Annotated in this window: 10 protein-coding genes and 1 pseudogene; 4 read left to right on the top strand and 7 right to left on the bottom strand. The window is 65.8% G+C overall.

Annotation, left to right across the window (positions count from 1 at the left end):
* The first annotated feature begins 51 nt into the window (after positions 1-51).
* Positions 52-1605, top strand: coding sequence for an esterase-like activity of phytase family protein (locus tag A6A40_RS30205; protein WP_108549486.1), 1554 nt, complete (start codon positions 52-54; stop codon positions 1603-1605).
* A 177-nt stretch (positions 1606-1782) separates the two neighbouring features.
* Here A6A40_RS30205 and A6A40_RS30210 read toward each other — a convergent pair whose 3' ends face one another.
* From A6A40_RS30210 to nifJ, 5 genes and pseudogenes are all read right to left on the bottom strand, one after another.
* The gene (locus A6A40_RS30210; RefSeq protein WP_108549487.1) at positions 1783-3306 is read right to left on the bottom strand and encodes an FAD-binding oxidoreductase; all 1524 of its coding nucleotides are present in this window, start codon (positions 3304-3306) and stop codon (positions 1783-1785) included.
* A 132-nt stretch (positions 3307-3438) separates the two neighbouring features.
* The gene (locus A6A40_RS30215) at positions 3439-4503 is read right to left on the bottom strand and encodes a LacI family DNA-binding transcriptional regulator (RefSeq protein WP_108549488.1); all 1065 of its coding nucleotides are present in this window, start codon (positions 4501-4503) and stop codon (positions 3439-3441) included.
* A 36-nt stretch (positions 4504-4539) separates the two neighbouring features.
* The gene (locus A6A40_RS30220) at positions 4540-4842 is read right to left on the bottom strand and encodes a hypothetical protein (protein ID WP_108549489.1); all 303 of its coding nucleotides are present in this window, start codon (positions 4840-4842) and stop codon (positions 4540-4542) included.
* Positions 4843-4907: 65 nt separating this feature from the next.
* Positions 4908-6428 (bottom strand): tagaturonate reductase, encoded by a 1521-nt coding sequence (locus A6A40_RS30225; protein WP_108549490.1) that lies wholly within the window; start codon positions 6426-6428, stop codon positions 4908-4910.
* Positions 6429-6602: 174 nt separating this feature from the next.
* A pseudogene (gene nifJ / locus A6A40_RS30230) lies at positions 6603-10097 on the bottom strand (pyruvate:ferredoxin (flavodoxin) oxidoreductase); the annotation flags it as partial.
* 863 nt (positions 10098-10960) lie between these two features.
* Between nifJ and A6A40_RS30240 the strand changes: the two are divergent.
* Both A6A40_RS30240 and A6A40_RS31155 read left to right on the top strand, forming a co-directional pair.
* A complete protein-coding gene (locus tag A6A40_RS30240; protein ID WP_108549491.1) occupies positions 10961-12247 on the top strand; it encodes an MFS transporter in 1287 nt (428 codons plus the stop codon).
* A gap of 1048 nt (positions 12248-13295) precedes the next feature.
* On the top strand, positions 13296-14399 hold a 1104-nt coding region (locus A6A40_RS31155), incomplete at its 3' end, for a methyl-accepting chemotaxis protein (RefSeq protein ID WP_211112052.1).
* A gap of 466 nt (positions 14400-14865) precedes the next feature.
* On the opposite strand, the gene A6A40_RS30260 is transcribed toward A6A40_RS31155, so the two are convergent.
* The gene (locus A6A40_RS30260; RefSeq protein ID WP_108549555.1) at positions 14866-15534 is read right to left on the bottom strand and encodes an HAD family hydrolase; all 669 of its coding nucleotides are present in this window, start codon (positions 15532-15534) and stop codon (positions 14866-14868) included.
* A gap of 285 nt (positions 15535-15819) precedes the next feature.
* On the opposite strand from A6A40_RS30260, the gene A6A40_RS30265 reads away from it, so the two are divergent.
* On the top strand, positions 15820-16323 hold the full coding sequence (locus A6A40_RS30265) for a MarR family winged helix-turn-helix transcriptional regulator (protein ID WP_236784157.1): 504 nt from the start codon (positions 15820-15822) through the stop codon (positions 16321-16323).
* A gap of 46 nt (positions 16324-16369) precedes the next feature.
* On the opposite strand, the gene A6A40_RS32245 is transcribed toward A6A40_RS30265, so the two are convergent.
* Complete coding sequence (locus A6A40_RS32245) at positions 16370-26014, bottom strand: beta strand repeat-containing protein (protein WP_261344803.1); 9645 nt, start codon at positions 26012-26014, stop codon at positions 16370-16372.
* Positions 26015-26046 lie beyond the last annotated feature (32 nt).

A 26046-nucleotide genomic window follows, 5' to 3' on the forward strand; every position in this document is an offset into this window, starting at 1 on the left:
CACCCGCCCGCGACTAATAACCCCTCTGGGATTCGCTTTGGGGGCTTTTCAATGTCCAAGACGCACTGCGCAGGCAAGTTGCGGACGATTCTGCTGTCCGCAACCGGTCTTGCCACTCTGCTTCTGTCCACCTGCGGGGTTGCGGTGGGTGTCGCCTCCGCCCAGACCGTGGACAGCGCGACCGTAGCCGGCTCCAGCTTCATCAACCAGGGTCTTGTCGGCGTCGGCCGGATCAGCGCCAGCGCCCGCGACAAGTATGGCGAGACGCTCGGCTCGATGTCGGGACTGACCTTCGACGCGAAGTCCTGGCGGCGCAGCGGCAACAGTTACAGCGGCATCATGTTCGCCCTGCCCGACCGCGGCTACAACGTCACCGGCACGACCGACTACCGGCCCCGCCTGAACACGCTGGCCCTGACGCTGACGCCCTATTACGGCAGTGCCGCACTGGCCGCCGGCGCCGGGCAGCAGTCGCAGATCACGATGAACCTGATCGATACCACCCTGCTGACGGACGCAGACGGTGCCGTCACCACCGGACTGGATCCGCTGCCAGGCAGCGGCGTACGGGCAGCGTCCAACGGCCTGCCGCCCCTGCCGCAGGCTTACAACGGCAAGATCAGCCTCGATACCGAGGGCATCGCCCGGCTGGCCGACGGCAGCTTCTACATCAGCGACGAATACGGCCCCTACATCTACCATTTCTCCGCAACCGGCCGGATGATCTCGGCGGTGCAGCCGCCGGCGGCCCTGCTGCCGGTGCGCAACGGCGGGCTCGATTTCTCCTCCAACAACCCGGCCGCCGGCCAGCCGGCGCCGTCCCCGGCCAACCCGGCCAGCGGACGGCAGAACAACCAGGGGCTGGAAGGCCTGTCGCTGACGCCGGACAAGACCAAGCTGGCCGCCCTGCTGCAGAGCGCCACCCGCCAGGACGGCGGCACCGGCGGCGGCGGCGCCACCCGGCGCAACACCCGTCTGCTGATCTACGATGTGTCCCGCAACCCGGACAGCCCGACGCCGATCGGCCATTACGTCGTGCAACTCCCCACCTTCCAGTCGGGAAACAAGACGCTGGTGGCGGCGCAGAGCGAGATGCTGGCGCTAACCGACAAGCAGTTCCTCGTCCTGTCGCGCGACAGCAACAACGGCCAGGGGATGGACGGCACGGACTCGCTCTACCGCAGCATCGACATCGTCGATGTGTCGAACGCCACAAATCTGGTCGGTACTGTCTACGAGGACACCACCCCGGTCGCCCCCGGCGGCAATCTCGCGGCGTCGGTGACGCCCGCGTCCTACACCCAGTTCCTGAGCCTCAACGACAACGGCCAGTTGGCGAAGTTCGGGCTGCACAATGGCGGCGCCCAGGATTCCAACCTGCTGTCGGAAAAATGGGAGGCGATTGGGCTGCTTCCGGCGCTCGACGCCGACCGGCCCAACGATTTCTTCCTTTTCGTCGGCAACGACAACGACTTCCTGACCCGCAACGGCTATCAAGCCGACGCCCCTTATGATGCCGGGGCCGATGTCGACACCATGCTGCTGGTCTACCGGCTGACGCTGCCGACCTATGTCGATCCGCTGGCCGTCCAGCCGCCTCGCTGACCGGGAGTTCCGATCCCCGCCCACACATCGGCGGGCTCGGCACTCCCGCGAAATCATAGGGCCATCGGGGTTGTCCGGGCCGGACCGTTCGTGGTCCGATCCGGGCAAACCTGCAGATACCGGCGCTCATCGATGATGGCCGCCGGTATCCGTGCCGGATGCCGCGGCCGCCGGGCCTCAGGCCGGGCGGATCGCCTGCGCGAAGGTGAAGAGCATCGCCGGATCGACCGCCTTCTTCACCTCCGCCAGCTTCGCCAGATTCTCGCCGTAATAGGCGCGCTGCCAATCGGCCAGCGACGGGTCGGGGAAATTCTGGAACGCCCCCTGCGCCCTGGTCCGCCGGTTCACGTCGTCGTAGAAGCGCTGCTGCCACTCCAGCGCCTGCTCGATCAGCAGGGCCGAATCCGTCGGCCGCCACCAGTTGGCCTCGACCGAGAACAGCCAGTCATAGCCGCGGTGGACATAGGCGGTCTCGGTCGGGCCGACCCGGTTGATGGCGCCGCCGACCTGGAAGAACTTGAAGGCCACCGGCATCGAGGTGGCGGGCATCTTTGCCGCCCAGTCGAACATCGCGGCGATGGCCTCATCGCCGATATCCGCCGCCCTCATGTAGCTCGATTTCTCCTGATAGTAATAGGGGAAGGTCGTCTCGGTCAGGAAATCCTGGCCCTCCCAGTACGGTATGTTTTCCTTTACCTGCGACTTGCTCCAGTCGATCCACTCCCAGGTGGATTTGAAGATCTCTTTCAGCGTCGCATTCGATCTGTGGAGTTGACCGAGGATGGAGACGCTGACCGGCACCTTGTCGCACTGTTCCTGCCGGCTGGGAATGGTGACGTTGATCTTGCTGCCGAAATCGTCGGGCGCGGCCGCCAGTTCGGTGAGCAGAAGTTTCAGCACCGTCGGCAGTTTGTCGGTCCAGGTCAGGTTGAAGACCGTCACCGCCTCCGCCGGTCGGGTTTCCAGGGTGAAGGAGGTGTTGATGCCGAAATTGCCGCCGCCACCGCCGCGGCATGCCCAATAGAGGGCGGAGTGGGTATCGGCATCGGCCTTGACGTGGCTGCCGTCGGCGGTCACCAGTTCGGTCGCGTGCAGCAGGTCGGACGCCATGCCGTACTTGCGCATGTTGAAGCCGATGCCGCCTCCCAGCAGGAAACCGGCGGCGCCGACCGAATCGCAGCGCCCATGGGTGATGGTGCGGCCCAGCCGTTCCATCTGCTTGTAGACGGCGGAGTTGAGCGTGCCGCCCAGGACCTTGACCAGCCCGTCCTTGCCCGGCAGCAGTTCCGCTCCGGCCATCCTGGTCATGTCGATCAGCAGGCCGGGCGTGGTGGAGAAGCCGGCGTAGCTGTGGCCGCCGGAACGCACGGCGAAGGGCATGGCCTGCTGCTTCACCCATTGGATGCAGGCCTGGACATCCGCGGCGCTTGCGCAGCGGGCGATGCCCGCCGGCAGGGTGGCGCCGTAGCGCAGGTTGTTGGGCCGGCAAACATCGGCGAAGAACGGATCTTCCGGCCGCAGCACCCCGCCCTTCACCGCCTTCGCCAGATCGGACCAGGCCGATGGCGGCGGACAGTACGCCCCACCTGGCTCCGCGGCGAAGGCGGATCCCGGCATCAATCGCACCGCAGCGGCGGCCCCCGCGAAACGGCCGGCGCCGACAAGGAAGTTGCGGCGTGATGAGTGCAGTCCGAGCGCCATGAGCCAGTCCACCCTGCGTTCCTGGTTGTGCTTGATGCCTCAAATTATCCTAATGATAACAAAAGGCGTCAACCACGCACGCTCAAAGTTGATGAAATGTCCCATCATCCTCTTCTGGGGAGGCCCCGCTTCCTACCTCTTCCCAACCGGCCGGGTGCTGCCGCGGATCACCAACTCACAGTCGAGGTTGTGGTGCTGGGGCGCGATGCGGGCACCATCCAATGCCGCGAGAATCTGCGTCGCGCTGAGGCGGCCGATCTCGCGCTGGGGCGGGCGGACGGTCGTCAGCGGCGGCGGGCAGGAATTGCTGAAGGGCAGATCGCCGAAGCCGACCACCGCCAGATCGTCCGGCACGCGCAAGTCGCGACGGGTCACCTCGAACAGAACGCCCAGCGCCAGCGCGTCGTTGGAGCAGACCACACCGTCGATGTCGGGGTGACGCGTCAGGATCTCATCGATCAGCCAGCGGCCGACCTCCGTCGTGGCGGCGTCGGGCACGGTGAAGTCGATGGGATCGTGCAGGCCACGCCGCAGAACCTCCGCCTCATAGCCGTCGGTGCGGCTGCGCACGCGCAGGTCCTGATGGGCGGCGGCACCGATATAGGCGACCTTGCGGCTGCCCTGGTCATAGAGATGGCTGGTCTGCATGCGGCCGACCTCGAAATGCGAGAAGCCGACGCTGATGCCGACCGCCTCGCCCGGATGGGACGGCATGTCCCACATCTCGACCACCGGCACGCCGCAGGAGGCCAGCATGGCGCGGGTCCGTTCTGTGTGGTGGAAGCCGGTCACCACCATCGCCGCCGGCGACCAGGCGAGGAAGGCCCTGATCAGGCTTTCCTCCTCCTCCGGGCTGAACTCGCTGACGCCCAGCAGGGTCTGGTAGTGCGCCGCCTGGAACATGCCCTGAAGCGTGTTGTAGGTCTCGGCGAAGAAGGAATTCAGGATGGAGGGCAGGATGACGCCGACGGTGCGGCTGCGCGCCGCAGCGAGGCTGCCGGCCACCAGATTGGGCACATAGCCCATCTCGTCGATGACACGGGCAATCCGCTCGGCAAGGTGGCGGGACACCGCCCCCGGACGGCGGAGATAGAGCGACACGGTGCTGGGCGACACATCGGCGGCGTTCGCCACGTCGGTCATGGTCACCCGTTGGGTGCCGCGGCGTGTCCGCTTCCTCGTTTCGGTCGTCTGCATCGTCGGTCTTCCTCACGCGTCGTAAATCGCTGCCCGTCAGTGGCGGGTCGGCAGGTCTGCGAGAGCCAGCACGGACAGGGATCGGATCGCGTCATGGACGAGCTGATAGGCCGCTTCGATCCGGCTGAGCGCCTGATCGCATTCGGTCTCGTCGCCACTGTCGCGGGTTTCCTGCCGGACGGCCCGGAACAGGGTCAGCGCCTGCCGTCCGATCGTCCTGTGGCTCGCCCACAGGCCGCAATCTTCCTGCAGAGCCAGGGGGATATGCAACAGGCGATGGCGAAGCACCGCCGCGTCGAGCTCCAACTCGGCGATGCGAAGGGTCAATGTCGGTGTCATCGATGCCGTGCCTTGCGGAGCGCCCCCTTGCGGACACGCCCCGCGCTTCTGTCATGCAAGCCGGTTCAGCCGGCGACAAGCTCCGCCCCAGCGAGATCGGCCATGGCCGCCTTCATGCCCTTTTCCTCGATGGCGGCAAGGCTGTCGGCGACGCGGGCGGCAAGGCCGGGGATGGCGGTCAGATCGTCCTTCCACAGCCGGGCGTCCGCAAGGACCGCAGCCACCAGCGCCCGCAAATCGCCGGCATTTGCCGTCCAGGCGGCGCTCATGGCGGCGATCACCCCGGCATTGTCGCTGATCGGGTAGGATCCCGCCTCGCGCTCGCCGGTATAGGCGCCATCGACCAGCTTGCCACGGTAGAATCGCAGCAGCGCCGCCAGCGAGAAGGACAGTCCGGCTGGAGCCTGCCCGTTGCGGGCCACGGCGTCCTTCAGGCTGGGCAGCACGCGGACCTGCCACTTCGACACCGAGTTGAGCGTGATCGAGATCAGCTCGTGCCGGATATAGGGGTTGCCGAAGCGCTCCATGATGGTGCGGGCGTAGTCCTGTCGCTCCGCCTCCGGCAGCGGCACGTAGGGGACGATCTCCTCGAACATCACTTTGTTCAGATAAGCCGACACGGTCGGGTCGTCCATCATCGACTTGACGGTATCGAGCCCGGCGCAATAGGCGGCCAGCGCGCTGGCGGTGTGGGCGCCGTTCAGGATGCGGACCTTGCGGGTGCGGTAGGGCTGCAGGTCGTCGGTCCAGACCACGTTCAGGCCGGCCTTGTGCAGCGGCAGTTCCTCGGCCAGATGGGCCGGCCCTTCGATCACCCAGACATGGAAGGGTTCGGCGGCAACGGCCAGCCGGTCCTCATAGCCCCACTTGGCGCTGAGCGCCGCGGCCTCGTCCTTCGGATAGCCGGGGACGATGCGGTCGACCAGGGTGTTCAGGAAGTGGTTGTGCGTCTCCACCCAGTCGGCGAAGCCCGCCTCCAGGCCCCAGCGCTTGGCATGGGCCAGCACGATCCGCTTCAGGTTGGCGCCGTTGGCCTCGATCAGCTCGCAGGGCAGGAAGACGACGCCGCTGTCGGCACTGCCGCCCAGCGCCTTGTAGCGGGCATGCAGCAGGGCCGCGACCTTGGCCGGGAAGCCGTCCTGGCAGGTGCCTGGGGTGTAGGGTTCCTCGCGGTCGGCGATTCCGGCCTCGGTGGTGTTGGAAACGAAGAAGCGCAGGTCCGGCGAGCAGACCAGCTCCACCATCCGCGCCCAGTCGGCATAGGGGTTCAGCGCCTCGGACACACAGGAGACGACACGGCGCGATTCGACCTCGCACCCGCCTTCGATGCCACGCAGCAGGACGGTGTAAAGGGTGTCCTGCGCCTTCAGAAGCTCGGCGATGCCCTGATCCAGCGGCTGGGCGATGGCGACACCGGCTTTGGTCAGTCCCTGGCCGTTGGCGACATCGACCATCCAATCGACGAAACCGCGCAGGAAATTGCCGTCGCCCACCTGGAGGATGGTCACGGGCAGGGTCGGCGCACCGGCGGTATGGGCAACGTCGAACGCGCCACCGGCAAGCTGGTCACGGGTCAGGGAACGCATGACTGGGCATCCTTACAGGAGCAGAAAGGCAGGGCCGGCGCCATCGGAACAGGCACGGGCGATGGGAAAATATATTAATATATTAATATTGGGCGCAAGGGGAAAAGGGTGCGGCAATGTGGCTGGGGTGTCGGCTTCGAATGCCCCCACCCCAACCCTCCCCCGCTGGGCGGNCTCGAACAGATGGCGCTTGCGGCGGATCTCCGCTTCGGCCTCGTCCAGCAGGGCGTGGTAGCGTTCGGGGTTGCTGCGCTCGACCGCGCTGAAGCGCGACTCGCCGGCCATGAACGCCGCAAGTCCGGCGGAGGGGGCGCCGCTGTCCAACTGCAGAGCGGTCTTGCCGTCGGCGAGCCGGCGCGGGTCGCGGCGGTAGAGCGACCAGTGGCCGCTGTCCACCGCCAGCTTCTGGTGCTCCAGCCCGTGCGACAGCTCGAACCCATGGGCCACGCAATGGCTGTAAGCCAGCACCAGCGACGGACCGCGGTAGGCCTCCGCCTCCATCAGGGCGTTCAGCGTGTGGCTGTCACGGGCGCCGAAGGCGGTGCGGGCGACATAGACATGGTCGTAGGCCATGGCCATCAGGCCCAAATCCTTCTTGGCGGCGGACCGGCCGGCGGTGGCGAACTTGGCGGAGGCGCCGATCGGCGTCGCCTTCGACTGCTGGCCGCCGGTGTTGGAATAGACCTCCGTGTCCATCACCAGGATGTTGACGTCGCGCCCGGACGCCAGCGCATGGTCGAGCCCGCCATAGCCAATGTCATAGGCCCAGCCGTCGCCGCCGACGATCCACACCGATTTGCGGACCAGATAGTCGGCCAACTGTTCCAGCCGGCGGGCCAGCGGGTCCTTCACCGCGGCAAGCTGCCCCATCAGGGCGGCGACGCGGCCACGCTGGGCGGCGATGCCGGCCGGGTCGGTCTGTTCGGCCTGCAGCAGCTCCGTCACCAGACCGGGTTCCAGCTGTGCGGACAGTAGCGCCAGCGTGTCGCGAGCCTGTTCGGCCATCTGGTCGATGGCAACGCGCATGCCGAGCCCGAATTCCGCATTGTCCTCGAACAGCGAGTTGGCCCAGGCCGGGCCGTGGCCGCTGGCGTCGGTGGTGTAGGGCGTGGTCGGCAGGTTGCCGCCATAGATCGACGAGCAGCCGGTGGCGTTCGCCATCACCATGCGGTCGCCGAACAGCTGGGTCAGCATCTTGATGTAGGGCGTCTCGCCACAGCCGGCGCAGGCGCCGGAGAATTCGAACAGCGGTTCCAGCAGTTGGGTGTGCTTGACGGTTGCCGGCACCGATTCGCGCGCGATGGCCGGCAGGCTGCGGAAGAAGTCGAAGGCCTCCTGCTCGCCGGTCAGCGCCTGGATCGGACGCATCTCCAGCGCCTTGCGGCCGGAGCCTCCCTTGTCCTGTGCGGGACAGGCGGCGACGCAGAGCGTGCAGCCGGTGCAGTCGGCCGGCGATGCCTGCAGGCGATAGCGCCCGCCGGGGAACTCGCGGCCCTTGTAGGGGATGGTCTCGAAGCCGGCCGGCGCATCCACCAGAGCCGACTCCGGCACCACCGTCGCACGGATGGCCGCATGCGGGCAGACCAGCACGCATTTGTTGCATTCGATGCAGAGGTCGGCGTTCCAGCCCGGCGCCTCCGCCGCGATGCTGCGGCGTTCATACTTGGAGGTGCCGGTCGGCCAGGTGCCGTCCACCGGGAACGCAGAGACGGGCAGCCGGTCGCCATGGCCGGCGATCATCATCGCGGTGACGCGCTTGACGAAGTCGGGCGCCGTCTCCGGCACCGGGGCCGGGCGGTCGTGGTCGGCGGTGACATGGTCCGGCACCGGCACGGCGCGGAGATGGGCGAGCGCCTGATCGACGGCGGCGATGTTGCGCTTCACCACCTCCTCGCCGCGGCGGGAGTAGGTCTTGACGATGGCCGCCTTGATGTCGGCGATCGCGTCCTCGACCGGCATCACGCCGGACAGGGCGAAGAAGCAGGTCTGCATGATGGTGTTGACGCGACGTCCGAGCCCGACCTCGCGCGCCACGGCGCCGGCGTCGATGGCATGGAGCGAAAGTTTACGCTCGATGCAGATGCGCTGCACTTCCGCCGGCAGGACGTCCCACACCTGTTGCGGCGTGCCGGGGGCGTTCAGCAGGACGGTGGCGCCGGGGGCTGCCATCTCCACCACCTCCACCCGCTCCATCAGCGGCAGATGATGGCAGGCGACGAACTCGGCCTGACCGATCAGGTAAGGCGCATGGATCGGCTCCCTCGCGAAGCGCAGGTGCGACACGGTGGTGGAACCGGATTTCCGGCTGTCATAGACGAAATAGGCCTGGGCATGATTTCCGCTGTGCGCCTGGATGATCTTGATCGAATTCTTGTTGGCCCCCACCGTGCCGTCGGCGCCGAGCCCGAAGAAGACCGCGCGGGAAACGCCCGGCTCCTGTATGCCCCAGGCCGGATCCCAGGGGATCGAGTGGTGGGTGATATCGTCGGTGATGCCGACGGTGAAACGGCGCTTCGGACGCTCGCGCTTCAGCTCGTCGAACACGGCTTTCGCCATCGCCGGGGTGAACTCCTTCGACGACAGGCCGTAGCGGCCGGCGATCACCATCGGCTCGGCAAGCTCGGGGGCGGCGGCGCGGGCTTCCGCCAAAGCCGCGACCACGTCGAGATAGAGCGGGTCGGCGACGGCCCCCGGTTCCTTGGTGCGGTCGAGCACGGCGATGCGCCGAACGGTGGGCGGCAGGGCCGAAACGAAATCGGCGATGGCGAAGGGGCGGAACAGGCGAACGGTCAGGCAACCGACCCGCTCTCCCTCCTCCACGAGCCGCCCGGCCGCACCGGCGCAGGTCTCGGCACCGGAGCCCATGACCACCACCACCCGCTCCGCCTGCGGATGGCCGGCATAGTCGAACAGGCGATAGGCGCGGCCGGTGCGCGCGGCCAGCTGGTCCATCATCTCCTGCACGATGGCCGGGCAGGCGTCGTAATAGGGGTTCACGGCCTCGCGGGCCTGGAAGAAGACGTCCGGATTCTGCGCGGTGCCGCGGACGACGGGATGGTCCGGCGTCAGGCCGCGGCGGCGGTGGGCATCGACGCAGGCGTCGTCGATCAGCGCGCGCAGATCCTCGTCGGACATGGTCTCGACGCGGTTGAATTCATGCGAGGTGCGGAAACCGTCGAAGAAATGCAGGAACGGCACCCGCGCCCGCAAGGTCGCGGCATGGGCGACCAGCGCCATGTCGTGCGCCTCCTGCACGTTGGCGGAGGCCAGAATGGCGAAGCCGGTCTGGCGGCAGGCCATCACATCGGAATGGTCGCCGAAGATCGACAGCGCGTGCGTCGCCAGCGTGCGGGCCGCCACATGCATGCAGAAGGGCGTCAGTTCCCCGGCGATCTTGTACATGTTGGGGATCATCAGCAACAGGCCCTGCGATGCGGTGAAGGTCGTCGCCAGGGTGCCGGCCTGCAACGCGCCATGGATGGCGCCGGCGGCCCCACCCTCCGACTGCATCTCCACCACGACGGGAACGCTTCCCCACAGGTTGGGACGGCGCGCCGCCGACCATTCGTCGGCGAACTCCCCCATCGGCGAGGATGGCGTGATGGGATAGATCGCAATCACGTCGCTGGTGCGGTAGGCCACCGATGCAGCCGCCTCGTTGCCGTCCATGATGCGGGCGGAAGGCGGAGCTGAACGCGGTACGGCCTGGGTGGATGGGGTCGGTGTCGAGGTCTGGGTCATGCCGGAAAAGGTCCTTCTGCGTGGCGACGGTGATCTCCGTAAGGCGTCTTCGATGGGCAGGGCCGGCAATGGCGGAAGCCGGCGGAAAACGCTGCAGGAAACGGCGGTCGACCAGGGGAAAGGGTCTGCTGCCCGAAGGATCGACGCAATGACGCGTGTCAGTCCGACGCGGATTTTCCGCCCGCCACCGCTCTGCGCCGCACAACAGTCTGATATATTACTTTTGCAAGGAAGGTCTCAATTTGTCTCACCGCAGCATACGCCGCCGTGCAGGCGTTCCATGGGAAATCTCCGGTGCGGGCCCCCATAGCCGGCACCCCGCGCGGACGTCAAGCGAGCTCAGCCCACTGATCCAGATCATTTATCTCCGCTGGCTGCCATGGCCTCCTACATGCGGATGCGGAAAATCGACCGCTCCTCTTCAGTAATCCGAATAGAAAGACAAATTTCTCAACCATTGAAAAGGTTGCATCGCAGCAAAGAAACGACCGTCGGCACCGGCCCCCACTACGCTGCAATTGCGAAGAAATCGTGCACCGCAGCATTGGCCTGCGACATTTTCGCTGAGGCTGCAGGCAGTCCGGGAAAACCACTTGATGCCTTCACTGATATATTAATATAACTCTTTCAACGCGGCTCCCGCCCTCCTTGAAATGAAGCGGAAGCGGAAGCGGAAGCGTACCCGTCGCCCGGCACCGAACACCCGTTGGCAAGGCATCCCGGCCAAGGAAAGCCGTCCAGGGACTGTACGTGCGCACCGGCGCCTGCCGAAGCAGGCATGTGAGGAAAGAATGAAGACGATCCGTGGTTTGCGGTGGCAAATCCTTGCCCTGATGATGCTCGGCACCGTGGTCAACTACATCGACCGCAACACGCTGGGCATCCTGGCGCCGACGCTCAAGGAGCAACTCAATTTCACGACCGAGCAGTATTCCTTCATCGTCAGCGCCTTCCAGCTCTGCTACAGCCTGATGCAGCCGATCGCCGGCTACATCACCGATCTGATCGGCCTGAAGCTCGGCTACGCCATGTTCGCCTTCGTCTGGGGCACCGCGGCCGCCATGCATGCGCTGGCCGGCGGCTGGCAGTCGATGGCCTTCTTCCGCGGCCTGCTCGGCATCAGCGAGGCGGCGGCCATGCCATCGGGCGTGAAGACCTCCACCCTGTGGTTCCCGGCCAAGGAACGCTCGATCGCCACGGGCTGGTTCAACACCGGCAGCTCGATCGGCGCGATGGTCGCCCCGCCCTTCGTCATCTGGCTGTCGCTGACCTATGGCTGGCAGGAAGCCTTCCTCGTCACCGGTCTGCTCGGCATCGGCATGTCGGCCTTGTGGTTCATGCTCTACCGCAACCCGGAGAACCACCCGCGCCTGACCAATGAGGAGCACGCCTACATCCTTGAAGGCCAGGAGCATGTCGAACTGCCGAAGCCCTCGGTGAAGCGCGTGCTTGGCAAAGGCAAGTTCTGGAGCATCGCCGCCGCCCGTTTCCTGACCGAACCGGCATGGCAGACCTTCAGCTTCTGGATCCCGCTGTACATGGTCACCACGCGGGGCATGGACATCAAGCAATTCGCCCTGTTCGCCTGGCTGCCCTTCCTGTTCGGCGATCTCGGTTGCATCCTCAGCGGCTACCTGTCGCCCTTCTTCGTGAAACGCTTCAGGATGTCGCTGGTCAACTCCCGCATCGCCGGCGTCGGAATCGGAGCGCTGTGCATGGTCGGCCCGGCCCTGATCAGCTTCTCCGCCAGCCCGATCACCGCCATCTTCCTGTTCTCGCTGGGTGCCTTCGCCCACCAGATGCTGTCGAGCCTGCTCTACGCCCTGGTCACGGACACCTTCGAGAAGCAGGACGTCGCCACGGCGACCGGCTTTGGCGGCATGGCCGGCTACATGGGCGGCATGATCTTCTCGCTGATCATCGGCCAGCTCGCCACCACCATCGGGTATGAGCCGCTGTTCGCCTGCCTGACCGTGTTCGACCTGACCGCCTTCGTCATCATCGCCCTGGTGCTGGGGGAGCGCGGCAAGACGGCTGCCCCATCGGTCCCGCAAGCCGCCACCGGCGCCGCCGACTGAACATCCGGCACCCCCTTTCCCAAGGCGTTCTCCGGCTCCATCGCCGGGGAACGCCTTTGCTTTGCGCACAGGCCGGAACGCCCGCCGGATGAAAAAACCGGCCGAACCATCGAAGCCGCTTGCCAAGCGCATGAGATATTAATATATTAGTCGCTGTACCGCTGGATGCGCCGTGGTCTGATCGCGGCACAACTTGTTGGACGTTCCTCTCGGACTTCAGAGCCGCCGGTTTCCCCGGCGGCTTTTTTTTGTCCGGAAGCCGGTGGCTATCCTGTTTCGGCCATCAGGAGCGAGATGAAGCGGTTCTCCGCCCATTTAAGGTTTTGCGATCCATCTTTTTCCGTTTTCTTTGCTGCGTCAGCCGCGCTCAAACAAAATTAAAACGAGCATTTTATCAGAAAAATATGCAGCTATAAATTGTTCTCTATCAACCAAATTTTGACGCCCTTGCCGGCAGCAACAGATTATGTCACCGCAAGCCCCCCCCTTTTCATCCAAAAGTGTGATTTAAATCATCCAATGGTTCAATACACAACCATTCATCGCGGCGCATATGCGGAAAATCACACATCAAAAAATTTATTAAATTCCATTATATACATATGGCTTCTTTAACTCTTGAATTTATTAATGATAAATAGTTTTTAATAATCGCCCGATGTCACCATAAACAATTTTGAATTGAACTTTGATCTTTCTCTTATTAATCCATGAGTCTTCATTATTATTATTTTAATCTTCTCGATTCTTTTGTTACAAACCGATGCAAATTGGTATTCGACATGCCGGATATGATGATTGATATATCACGCGACGATTGCCCAGCCCCACAAAGGGCAAACGGATGAATTTGAATTAATTCCCGAAAGGAGATGTTTCAATGGAAAACGCTTCCATAACGACAAAAATTACCATTATAAGCTCTATACTTATCGCAGTCTCAGTGATAATTTCAATTATCTCGGGCAACAGCCTGAGCAAACTAAACAAATCTACGGACGACATCGCGGCATCTGGGCTCGAAAGCACTCTTAGTGTTAGGCTTAGGGTGAACCTTCTCTCCCTCAACCGTGCTGAATACATGATTGCTGCAAACCCAAGCAAAGAAAACCTGCTCGAGGCAAAAAAGGCCATAGAGGATTATCGTGCCGTTTTCATTGAGCGGATCGAACAACTTCTCAAGTCTTCCAACAAAGAAAACAAAGAGCATGTGGAGAGGATTCAGAACCTCGGGAAAACCTATCTCAGGGAGTTGGATGCGACGCTGAAGGTGGCGGAAGAAATCGCCGGCACCGTCGAAATCTCGGAGGCTCAGAAGCGGCTGAACCATGAAGGGCAAACCAGCCGTGAGGCCGCCGCGAAGCTGGAAGGCGCCATCCGCCAATTCGCCGATCTGAATCTCATGAAGGCGGAACATCTCGCCAACGAGGCCACGGACATCTTCTACCGCACGCTCTGGATCATGGGGATTGTGGCGGTTGGGGGCATTCTGGTGGGATTTGCCGCCGCACAGTTCGTTTCGCGCAAGGCCATCGTCGACCCCATCCGGCACATCGTGGGATCCCTGCGCCAGCTCGCCGATGGCGACCTGACCACCGAGGTCTTCGGAACCCGGCGGGGGGATGAGGTCGGCGACATCGCCCGAACCACCGAAATCTTCAAGCAGAACATGATCCGCAACCACGAGCTGGAGGAGAAGCAGAAGGCCGAAGCACAGGTCCAGCTCGACCGCGCGCGAAGCATCGCCACCCTCACCGACCGCTTCGACCTCGACGCCCGCCGCATGCTGGACATGCTGGCGTCCGCCGCAACCGAACTGGAGGCGACGGCACAGTCCCTGTCGGCGATCAGCGCCCAGACGGACAGCCAGTCCACCTCGGCCGCGAATGCATCGGGCGAAGCGGCGACCAGCGTCCAGACGGTCGCGTCGGCTTCCGAAGAATTGGCGGCATCGATCCAGGAGATCAGTCGCCAGACCGCCCATTCCCGCGGGATCGCCCGCGACGCGACACAACGCTCCCAGCGCGCCAGCGAACTGGTCGCCGGCCTGGACGCCGCCGGCCGTCGCATCGGCGAAGTGGTTGCCCTGATCAGCGGCATTGCCGGCCAGACGAACCTGTTGGCGCTGAACGCCACCATCGAAGCCGCCCGCNGAGATCGGCAGCCAGATCGCATCGGTTCAGAAGGTCGCAACGGAAACGGCGGCTTCGATCTCCGAGATCATCGGCGTGGTGGCGGACATCGACCAGATGGCGGTGTCGGTCGCCAGCGCAGTCGAACAGCAGAGCGCCGCCACCCAGGAGATCGGGCGGAATGTCAGCCAGGTCGCCGATGCCACCAAGGAAGTGCAGCGGAACGTCGACGGCATCCGCGGCGCCGCCACCAGCACCAGCAGCGCCGCCAGCCAGGTGCTTGCCGCCGCCAGGGATCTGGCTCGGGAGGCCGAGCAGCTGCGCGGAGAGGTCGGCCGCTTCCTGAGCGACGTGAAGGCAGCCTGACATCGGTCGCTCCGCTCTGCCGGCACGCTATGGGCGGGAGCTGCCGGACGAGCGCGACCAGCCGGCCGAAGGGGATGGAGCCGACGGCCAGCCTACCGGCAACACCCCGGCCGCCGCCCCTCAGCGGCGGCCGCCGACCTCGTCGAGATGCGTCAGCATGTCGGCCGGATCCTCGTAGACGCGCAGGGCACCGGAACGCTCCAGTTCCTCGCGCCCGTAACCGCCCGACAACAGGCCGATGCCAAGAGCGCGGGCCCTCTTCGCAGCGATCATGTCCCAAATGCTGTCACCGACCACGAAGGCGCTCGCGATGTCCACGCCGATGCGGGCCGCGGCAGCCAGGAACAGGTCAGGGTCCGGCTTGGCATATTGGACCTCGTCACGGGTCACGACCGCAGCCCGGCCGGGATCGACCCCCAGCTTCTCCAGCGCCGGCCTCGCGGTTTCCATCCGTCCGCTGGTGGCAATGGCCCAGGGGATGCCCATCCCGGTCAATGCATCCAACAGGTCCCGCGCGCCGGGAAGCGGAACGACTCCGGCGGCCAGCCTCTTGTATGCGTCCGCATGGCGGCGGCGCAACCGGTCGAGAAGATCCTGGTCGATGGCCAGCCCGGTTTCACGCAGCAGCATATTGGTGAACAATCCGCCGCTCATGCCGATCTTGCGATGAATGCGCCACACCGACAGCGCGATCCCTTCCTCGTCGAGGGCCTCCTTCCAGGCCAGCACATGCTGATACACGGTATCGGTCAGCGTTCCGTCAAGATCGAACAGGAATGCATTGGTCATGTGGGGGAAACTGGTCATATCCGTATGGTCCATCGGTTGAACGGGCGATATTGCCGACGCCGGCATTCCCGACGGAACCAGACGTGGGGGCGCCGCAGCGCTTCGCCAAATATTTCCGGCGGAGCGCCATGGATTTCCTTTGGGGATAATGAACGCGAATTCTAGTCCTGTTTCACCACGCTTGCGCGAACGCGGCCGCTTCCGCTGGCGTGTTGACTTCGATACAGTCCCGGTTGAAGACTGCGGCCGGTCGGTTCGGCGTGGAGTTGGGAGCGGGAGACACGCGTGTTGGGAACGCCGGAGGACGATGGATGGTCTGCGGACGATGATCTGGTTACACTGCTGGATCAGGTCAGCAGGCTTGTCTATGGCATCGGCTTCGCCGACGGGCTTTTCCCGGCGCAGTGGGTGGCCCTGCGCTATTTCCACGATTCGCCGGAACCTGCACGCACCCTGACGGCACTGGCCCGTTTCCAGCGGATCCACCTCGCCCCGGTCTCGCGCACCGTCTCCACCCTGGTGGACAAGGGACTACTCGCCCGGCGGCCGCATCCGGGATTCAAGCGCGGCTGGCTGTTCGACCTGACCGACGAGGGGCGGGCGCTGCTGGACCGCGATCCGTTGCGCCAGTCGCTGGGTCCGCCCATTGCCGGACTGGCACAGGATGAACGGGCGATGCTGGGCCGCCTGATGAAGCGCATCATCACCCATATGCAGACCGGGCCTGTGACGGAAGAGAAGGTGGAGGATAGGGCGGAAGACAGGGTGGAGCGCCCGCCGGTCGCCTGAGGCGGCGACGGACGCGCCAGGCGCCCGCCCCCACCGCAAGGCCATATCAGTATGTCAGCCGTTCGATGTTCTGCAGAACCAGCTGGTGATGGTTCTGGTCCTCCAGCGTGACCGTCGTGTCGGTGTTGAAGGTCAGCGCATGACCCGAGGGGTCGACGGTGTAGGCAATCCCTTGGGCATCGAGCTGCTGCAACCAGTTGCCGCTGACATTGCTGACGAAGGCTCCAACCTCGACGACGTCGGTCCAGTTGCCCACGCCGCCGTTGATCGTCAGATCGCCGTTTCGCGGCGCGAAGATGAACAGGTCGTCGCCATCGCCGCCGGACATGCTGGTCGTTGCGCTGCCGGCATAGAGGATGTCGGCTCCTGCACTCCCGGTCATCGTCGCATCGCCCGCAACCAGAACCTGGAGCGCCACCGGGTCGCTGGACATCCCCTGATCATCGCTGACCGTCACCTCCAGCGTCCGTGCGCCGGTGCCGCCGGGTGTCAGGGCGAGGTGGCGGAGGATGTCGGTGTAGGTGGCGGTCGAGGCATTTCCGGCCAGCGACAGCTGGTGAGTGGCATCGTTCCAACTGACCTCGATTCCCGTCCCGGACAAGGTCTTGTGGCCGGTGGCCGGATCGGTGTCGATCGTCATGCCGGCGAGATTGAGCGTGTCGCCGGTCTGCGAACCGGCTGCGATGCGGATCGTCATGCCGGACATGACACTGCTGTCCACGTCGGAGATCGTCGCATCGGCGGCGACCGACGGATGGCCGGTCGCGTCGGCGGCGATGACGGCGGTGGCGTGGCCGGCGGCCAGGGTCGGCTTGTCGTTCACCGGATCGACCGTCACCGTCACGCTCCGCGTCACCGCCGCACGGTCCGCTCCATCCTGTGCGGTCGCCGTGACCGACAGTGTGACCGGTCCGGTGGCGTCGGTCGGCGGGGTGTAGGTCAGGCCCGCCAGTTGCGCGGTGGTGAGGGTCCAGCTGCCGTCGGCATTGTGGGTACCGTGGTTCAGGCTGGCGCCATCGGGCACTCCGGTGATCCGCACTCCAACCGTTTCCGACCCGTCGATGTCGGTGGAGGCGGCGGTGATCGTCAGCGCGATCGCCGTATCCTCATGCCCGTTGACAGCCGAGACCACGGTCAGGTCGGGGGTGTCCGCCACCGGTGTCACCGTCACCGCCAGCGTACCGGAGGTGGTGGCCGCAGCAGCGCTGCCGTCCTTCGACGAGGCGGTGACGGACAGGGTGAAGCTGGTGCCGCTGTCGGGCGGGGGCTTGATCGCCAGCCCGGCCAGCTGGTCCGGCGTCAGCGTGATCGACCCGTTGGACGGAGTCAGCGCGTCGCCGGCTGTGTTGGACAGGGTGGCCCCGGTCGGGATGTCCTTGATGGTGACGGTGAGCGTCTCCGAGAGGTCGGTCAGCGCCGTGGTGATGGACAACGGAATCGTCCCGTCCTCCGTCCCTGTTGCGGGCAGGAGGGCCAGGGTCGGCGCGTCGGAGACTGCGGCCACCGTGACCGGCAGTTGCGCCACGATGGAGGCCGGCGTGGCGCCGCCGTCCGTGGAGGTGGCGGTGACGGTCAGGGTGAAGTCGCCGTCGTCATTCGACGGCGGCCTGATCGTCAGACCGGAGAGCTGCGCCGCGCTCAGGGTGACGCTGCCGTTGACGACCGTCAGCACGCCATTTGCGGTGTTGGCCAGCTGTGCACCGGCGGGGATGCCGCTGATGGTGATTGTCAGCGTCTCCGAACCGTCGGTCAGGGCGGAGCTGATGGTCAGCGGGATCGCAGCGTCCTCGCTGCCGGAGGCTGCGGCCACGGCCAGGGTCGGCATGTCCGACACCGGGGCGACCGTCACGGACAGCGTCTTGCTCACCTCGACCGCGTTGGCGACGCCGTCCTTGGCGATGGCCTTGACGGTCAGGGTGAAGTCTCCGTCGTCGTTCAACGGAGGCTTGATCGCCAGGCCGGCAAGCTGGCCCGGATTGAGCGTGATGCTGCCGCCGCTGACGGTCAGCGTGTCGCCGGCGGTGTTGGTCAGGGTCGCTCCGCCGGGAATGCCGCTGATGGTGACGGTCAGCGTCTCCGACCCGTCGGTGTCGCCCAGCAGCGCGCTGATAGACAGCGGGATCCGGGTATCCTCGTCCCCGGTCGCCGGCAGGACATCCAGGGTCGGCGTGTCGGTCACCGGTGCAACGGTCACCGCCAGCTGCGCGCTGGTGCCGACCGGGGCGGCGGTTCCGTCGGTGGCGGTGGCGGTGATGGTCAGGGTGAAATCGTCGTCCCTGTTGGGCGGCGGGGTGATCGCCAGCCCGGCAAGCTGGCCGGGGTTCAAGGTGATGCTGCCGCCGGTGATGGTCAGAACATCGCCTGCGGTGTTGGTCAGGGTGGCGCCGCCGGGGATGCCGCTGATGGTGATGGTCAGCGCTTCCGACCCGTCGGTGTCGGTCAGCGCCGGGTTGATCGTCAGCCCGATCGCCGAGTCCTCATTCCCGCTGGCGGCGGTGACCGTCAGGGTCGGAGTGTCGGACACCGCGTTCAGCGTGATCGGCACGGTGGCCACCCTGGTCGCCGTGCTCCCGTTGGATTCGATGCTGACGGCGGTGACGGTCAGCGTGAAATCCACATCGCTGTTGGCCGGCGGGGTCAGCGACAGGCCGGTCAACTGTGCCGGCGTCAGCGTCCAGCTGCCGTCGCCGTTGCGGGTGCCGGCCGACAGCAGTGCATCGGAAGGCACGCCAGTGATGGTTACCAGCCCCAGACGCTCCGACCCGTCGGTATCGGACAATGCGACCGACAGGTTCAGCGGCAGGACGGTGTCCTCCGTCCCGGTCAAGGCACCCGCGGTGATGACGGGCTGGTCGGCGGCAGGATCGACGCTGACACGGAACAGCTGGCTGGTGGTGGCGGTGACGCCGGTCGACTGTTCCTTCGTCGTCGCGGTCAGGGTCAGATTGAAGTCGGTGCCGCTGTTGGGAGGCGGCAGCAGCTTCAGCCCGCTCAGTTGGGCCGCGGTCAGGTCGACCGCACCGGCGATGGGCGTCAGCCTGTTGCCGTTCGCATCGATCAGCATCGCGCCGGCGGGCAGACCGGACAGCACGATGGTCATCGTCTCCGACCCGTCGGTATCGACCAGGGACGCGGTCAGGTTCAGCGCGATTTCGGTGTCCTCGCTGCCGGAGGCGTTGGCAACGATGACGGTGGGTGCATCGGTCACCGCCGTGACGTCCACATGAATGGTGGCCGTGGTGGTGGCGGTGCTCTTGTTGGAGCTTTCCAGACTGGTGGCGGTCAGCGTCAGGTCCATGCCGCCGGAATAGTTGCGCGGCGGCGTGACGGTCAGGCCTGACAGTTCCGATGGCTTCAGCGTCCAGGACCCGTCACCGTTGTTGGACCCCTTGTTCAGTACCGCGCCGTCCGGCAGGCCGGACAGGATGACCGCCATCGTCTCCGACCCGTCGGTATCCATGAGGTTGGCCGACACGTTCAGGGCAATGGCGGTGTCCTCCGCCCCCGTCGTGTTCTGTACGGTGACGTTCGGCGCGTCGGCGACGGCGGCGTACGTGACATTGAGGGATTTGGACGACCAGGTCTCCGCCGCCGTGCCGTCCTTTGCGGCAGCCTCCACGGTCAGCGTCACCGTGCCGGCGAAGTTGGCGGGCGGCGTCAGTGACAGGGCGGAACGCTGCGCCACGGTCAGGCCGGACAGGTCGTAGACGCCATTGCCGAGCAACGTACCCGCCGACAGGGTGAAGCCGGCCGGAACCGTCACCCTCAGCGCGGTGATCACCTCGCCGCCACCGACCAGATCGGTAACCGCGGCGGAGATCGACAGGCTGGCGGCGTGATCCTCCTGCGCCGTGACCGAACCGGCGGAAATCGAAGGAGCGTCGCTGACCGGCGCCACATCGACGGTCAAGGTCCTGGTCGTGGTCGCCCGGTCGGCGTTGCTCGTCTCCCGCACGACGGCGGTCACGCTCAGCTGGTAGGTGCCGCTGGCATCGTGGGGCGGGGTGAATTTCAGCCCTGCGAGCTGGTCGGGGGTCAGCAGCCAGCGCCCGGTGGTGGAGTCCAGATATCCAGCCGACAGCGTGGCGCCCGCCGGCACCCCTTCGATGACGATGCTGGCCAGGATTTCCGAGCCGTCAGTGTCCTCCAGCGCAGCGGAAATATTCAGCGCGATGGCCGTATCCTCGCTGCCCGAGGCCGGTTGCACCGTCAACCGCGGGCTGTCGGCGACGGCGGTGACGGTCACGGCCTGTGTCAACGTGGTGTGGGCGTTGTTGCTGCCGGAAACCACATCGAGCGTGACCCTGAAATCGGCGTCGCTGTTCGGGGGCGGCGTGAGCGTCAGGCCGGCCAGCTGCGCCTTGGTCAGCGTGATCGAGCCGCCGGTGACGGTCAGCGTATCGCCGGCCGTGTTGGCCAGGCTGGCCCCGGTCGGGATGCCCGACAGGGTGACGGTGGACACGTTCTGCCAATTCGCCAGGCCGGCCTCGATACCGAGGGCGACCGCCGAATCCTCGGCGGTGGTCACGGCCGCCGGCCGGTCGCTGCCGACGCTGGGGTCAAGCGGCGGCGGAGGGGGTGGCGGCGGAGGGGGTGGCGGCGGAGGGGGTGGCGGCGGAGGGGGAGGAGGGGGCGGGGGCGGTGGACTGGTGCCGCCGCCATTGTTGCCTCCGTTCGAGCCGCCCGGATCAGTCGAGCCACCGCCGTTGGAACCGGTCGAGGTGGTCCAGCTCAGCACGAAGCTGTCGGACACGGTGGCATTGCGATCCCCTTCGCTTTCGATGCTGTAGGGGTTGACTGTCAACGTGATGCTGGCTGTGTCGACGTTGGAGGCGGAGTCGATGCTGTGGGAGATGCCGGCGGCATGGGCATCCTTGACTGTCAGCTTCAGACCGCCTTCGGCCAGCGCCGCGGCATAATCGTCCGCAGTCAGCGTCCAGGTTCCGTTGCCGTTGTCGATGCCGCGCGACAGCACCGTTCCCTTCGGCACGCCGGAGATGCTGACCGCCAGCCTTTCAGACCCGTCCGTGTCCTGCAGGAAGGCGTTCAGGTTCAGCACAAGCCCGTCCGGCACGCCGGTCGTCGACTGGTCATCAACATGGTAGGGCACGATGGACCCATCCGCCGCATGCGACACCGGTGCGTCGGCCACGGCGGTGATGACGACCGTCGGGGTGTAGGTCTTGGTCAGGCTGTCGGTGCCGTCGGCCACCGTCACCGTCACGGTGATGGTGAAATCGTCGGCACGGTGCTGCGGCACGATCAGCCGCAGGTTGCCGAGCTTGGCAGGGTCCACACTCCAGCTGCCGTCGGCATTGGCGGTCAGCGCGCCCGCATCCGTGCTGGTCAGCGTCGCCCAGGACGGCAGGCCGGAAATGACGATCGCGGAAATCTGTTCCGAATGGTCGATGTCGGCGGTGAGCGCCGAAATGGTCAACGGGATGCCGCCGACGGCGTCCTCCAGGGCGCTGGCGCCGATGGAGACGTTCGGCTCGTCAGCCTTGGGATCGACGGTGACGATCAGATCGCGGGTGTCCTTCAACACCCCGCCGGAGGTGACGCCGTTCACCGTGACGATCGGCGCGCCGTTGCTGTCGGTGGTGATGACGTCCACCTTGAGCGTGACGCTGCCGGCGAAGTCCTTCTTCGTCGTCAGGGTCAGCTCGTTGCGATAGGCGACATCCACCGACCAGCGGCCGTTGCCGAGATATACCAGCCCACTCTCGTGCCCCGCCGCCAGCGACAGCCAGGAATCGGCTGGCAGGTTGCTGATGACCAGCGACAGCCGTTCCGATCCGTCATTGTCCAGCATCACCAGATCGCCAAGGCGCAGATTGATCGCCGTGTCCTCGTTGCCGCGGGCGCTGAGCGCGCCGTTCGGCGTCACGGCGTCGGCGACGCCCTGCACCTCGACATGGACGGTCACCTGGGCGGCATCGGCGAAACTGCCGTTGGAGGACTCCGTCGCCCGGGCGGTGAAGATCAGGTTGAAGCCGGTGTTGGAATTGGGCGGCGGGGTGATGGTCAGACCGGCCAGGTCGGCCTGGGTCAGCACCCATTTGTCCAGCGCCGCGTCGTAACGGCCATGGTTCAGCGTGGCGCCGGCCGGCACACCTTCGACCAGGATGCTGAGCGTCTCCGATCCGTCGCGGTCGGTCAGGGCGGCGACCACCGACACCGGAATTGCGGTATCCTCGCGCCCCACCGCGTCGGAAGCCGTCAGAACCGGCGTATCGGCGACCGCAGCGACGGTCACCACCAGGGACACCGGCGCCGAGGTGGCTTTGGTCGCGCCCTCCACCGAGGTGGCGGTGATCGTCAGCGTCACCGTGCCGGAATAGTTGGACGGCGGCGTGAAGGTCAGGTTGCTCAGCTGGGCCGGTGTCAGAGTCCAGCTGCCGTCGGCGTTGTGGATGCCGGCGGACAGTCTCGCCCCTTCCGGGACGCCGGTGATGGTGATGTGGTCCAGCGACTCCCCTGTCAGGTCGGACAGCCGGGCGTCGATGGCGAGCGCGATGGCGCTGTCCTCGGCCCCCGAAGCGGGCTGCGGGGTCACGATGGGGGCGTCGGCCACGCCGGTGACGGTGATCGTCAGGTCGGCCTTGGCCGAATTGGCGGTGGAGCCGTTCTCCCTCTCCGCGGAGGTGGCAACGACGCCCAACGTGATGGTGCCGGAGAAGTCGCGCGGCGGAGTCAGGCGGAGGCCCGCCAGCTGCGCCGGGGTCAGCGTCCAAGTGGTGCTGCCATCCGACTGGGTGCTCGCCACCGTGCCGACGCTGAGCGTCGCGCCAGCCGGCACACCGCTGATCGTGATCAGGCTGATCGACTCGGACCCGTCGATGTCGGTCAGGGCCGGCGCAATGGTCAGGAGGACCGAACTGTCTTCGTCCGTCGCAGCAGCGGCGGCCGTGACGGTGGGAGCATCGGCGACGGCGTCCACGGTGATGGTGCCGGTCGCCGTCTGCTCTCGGCGGCTTGCGGTGGCACCGCTGCCGTCAATTGTCCCGACCTTCAGCGTGTAGTCGAGATCGGCATCGGAATCGGGATCGGTGACGATCTTCAGTCCCCGGATTGTCCAGACCCCGGCGGTGGTGCCATCGGCCTGCAATGCCGAGGTCGGGATCGTCCAGCTGTAATTGCCGCCGGTGGGACCACTGCGCGTCAGAAGCACGCCGTCGAGATAGAGCTTGGCCCCACCGGCGTCCAGCTGGGACGACTGAATCAGCAGGGTGATGTTCTCCACCGTCTCAGGACTGGCGGCATCGACATCACTCAGCGTGATGGTGGGGGCGAGCGCAATGCCGCCTGCGGCATCCTCGTTGCCGCGTGCGTTGAGCGTGGCGATCTGAAACGGGTCGGCGACCGGGGCGACAGTGATCGTCTGCACGGCGGTGGACGTGCCGCCGAAGGCGTCCGTCACCGTGAAGGTGAAGGTCTCCGTCCCGCTGAAATCGGCGTCCGGGGTGTAGGAGAAGCTGCCGTCGGCATTCACAACCAGCGTGCCGTGCGTCAGGCGCACCGGCTGGCCGTTGTCGCCGGGCCCCTTGTAGGTCAGCGTGTCGTCGGTTCGTCCATTGACCGTGTCCTGGTCGGTCGCCCGCAGGGTGCCGGTGACGGCGGTGTCCTCGTTGGTCGAGGTGGTGGCCGTCGTGGCGGACGGGGCATAGTTCAGCGCTGTGCGGACGTTGACCGGCTGGCCATCGACATAAAGCTCCAGCCTCTCGAAATCCGCCACCTTGATGCCGAGCGCGGACAGGGTGCCGGCCTTGGTGACGTCGGTGTCGGTGGTCGCCGCCGTCGGGCTTGCCGCGGCCGTCTCGATCAGGTCTCGCAGGGTGCGCAGGTCGGCCAGGATCGAGGCGTTGGACAGCTGAGCCGTGGTCAACATCACCCGGAAGGTGTCGATCCCGGTATCGCCGTCCTGAAGTTCGGGCTTGGACGAGGTGCCGCCGTCTGTGCCCACGGTGAAAATCGACAGATCGTCGCCCGCCCCGCCCCGCACGGTGTCGGCGCCTGCCCCGCCGGTGATGGTGTCGTTGCCAGCACCGCCGATCAGGATGTTGGCGACGCTGTTTCCGGTGATCACGTCATCGAAAGCCGAGCCGGTGACGTTCTCCAGCTTGCGAAGCACGTCGGTGCCGTCGCCGGTGCCGACACCGGTCGCCAGATTGGCATTCACTGGACCGGTCGAGGAGGCGTAGGTCACCGTATCGTTGCCATCGCCGCCGTCGATGGTGTCGTTGCCGGGGCCACCCGCCAGCAGATCGTCGCCGGTTCCGCCATCCAGGCTGTCGTCGCCCAGACCGCCGATCAGTGTATCCTTACCGGCGCCGCCGAAAATGGTGTCGTTGCCGTCGCCGCCATCCAGGCTGTCGTTGCCCTGCGGTGTGTTGGTGAAGCTGATGGTCAGCGTCTTGGCCGTGCTGTCCGCTGTGCTCGTGTTCTCGGCCTCCGCCGACGTGGCGACGACGGTCAGGGTGATCGGGTGGGTGCTGTCGCCTTCCCTGGCGGTCAGCTTAAGGCCCTGCAACTGGGCCTTGTACAGGGTCCAAGTGGTGGTGCCGTTGGCTTCCGTCACATAGGTGCCGGCGCTCAGGCTGGCGCCCGCCGGCACGCCGGAGATCGTCACCTTGGAGATCGACTCCGAGCCGTCGGTGTCCGTCACGTCGGACGTGATCGACAATGCGGTGGTGAAGGTTCCGGTGCCGTCGCCGTAGATGACGTCATCGCCGCCGCCGCCCTGGATGGTGTCGTTGCCAGCCCCGCCCGACAGCGTGTCGTTGCCGGCGGTTCCGGTCAGGGTGTCGTTCTGTCCGCTCGCCAGATTGTAGGTGACGTTGCTGGCAGTGACCGTCGGAGTATCGGCGACCGCGACGACGGTCACCGCCAGCGTCTTTTGGACGGCGACAGCAGTGGCGTCCCCGTCCTTGGCAGTCGCGGTGACGGTCAGAGTGAAATCGTCGCCGCTGTCCTGCTTCGGCCTGATCTTCAGACCGGCCAGTTGCTCCCGCGTCAGGGTGATCGCGCCGTTGGTGACCGTCAGCGAACCGTTCAGCGTGTTGGAGAGCGTCGCACCGGTAGGAATACCGCTGATGACGATGCTCAACGTTTCCGAGCCGTCCAAATCGGTCAGGGCGGAGGTGATGTTGAGCGCGATCGCGGTGTCTTCATCGCCGCTGGCCGGATCGACCTCCAGCGTGGGCGTATCGGTGACGGGTTTGACGGTCACGACCAGAGAATCGGTCTTGGTCGCTTCTTGCGCGCCGCCGTCCTTGGCGACCGCGGTCACGTTGAGCGTGAAGTCGACGTCGCTGTTCGGCGGCGGCGTGATCGTCAGCCCGGCAAGCTGCTGCGGCGTCAGGGTGATCGAGCCGTTGGTGACCGTCAGAGTGCCGTTCAGCGTGTTCGCGAGCGTAGCGCCGGTCGGAATGCCGCTGATGCGGATTGTCAGAACCTCCGATCCGTCGGTGTCGGTCAGGGCCGGGCTGATCGTCAGCGGGATCGCGCTGTCTTCGTTGCCGGTCGCAGCACTGACCGTCAGCGTCGGCGTGTCCGACACCGGATCGACGGTGACGCGCAGCGTCTCGCTCCTGGTCGCGGCAACGGCGCTGCCGTCCTTGGCGATGGCGGTCACCGTCAGCGTGAAGTCGACGTCGCTGTTCGGCGGCGGCGTGATCGTCAGCCCGCTCAACTGCGCCGGAGTCAGAGTCCAAGTGGTGGTGC

It is taken from the genome of Azospirillum humicireducens (genome assembly GCF_001639105.2).
Taxonomy (GTDB): Bacteria; Pseudomonadota; Alphaproteobacteria; order Azospirillales; family Azospirillaceae; genus Azospirillum; species Azospirillum humicireducens.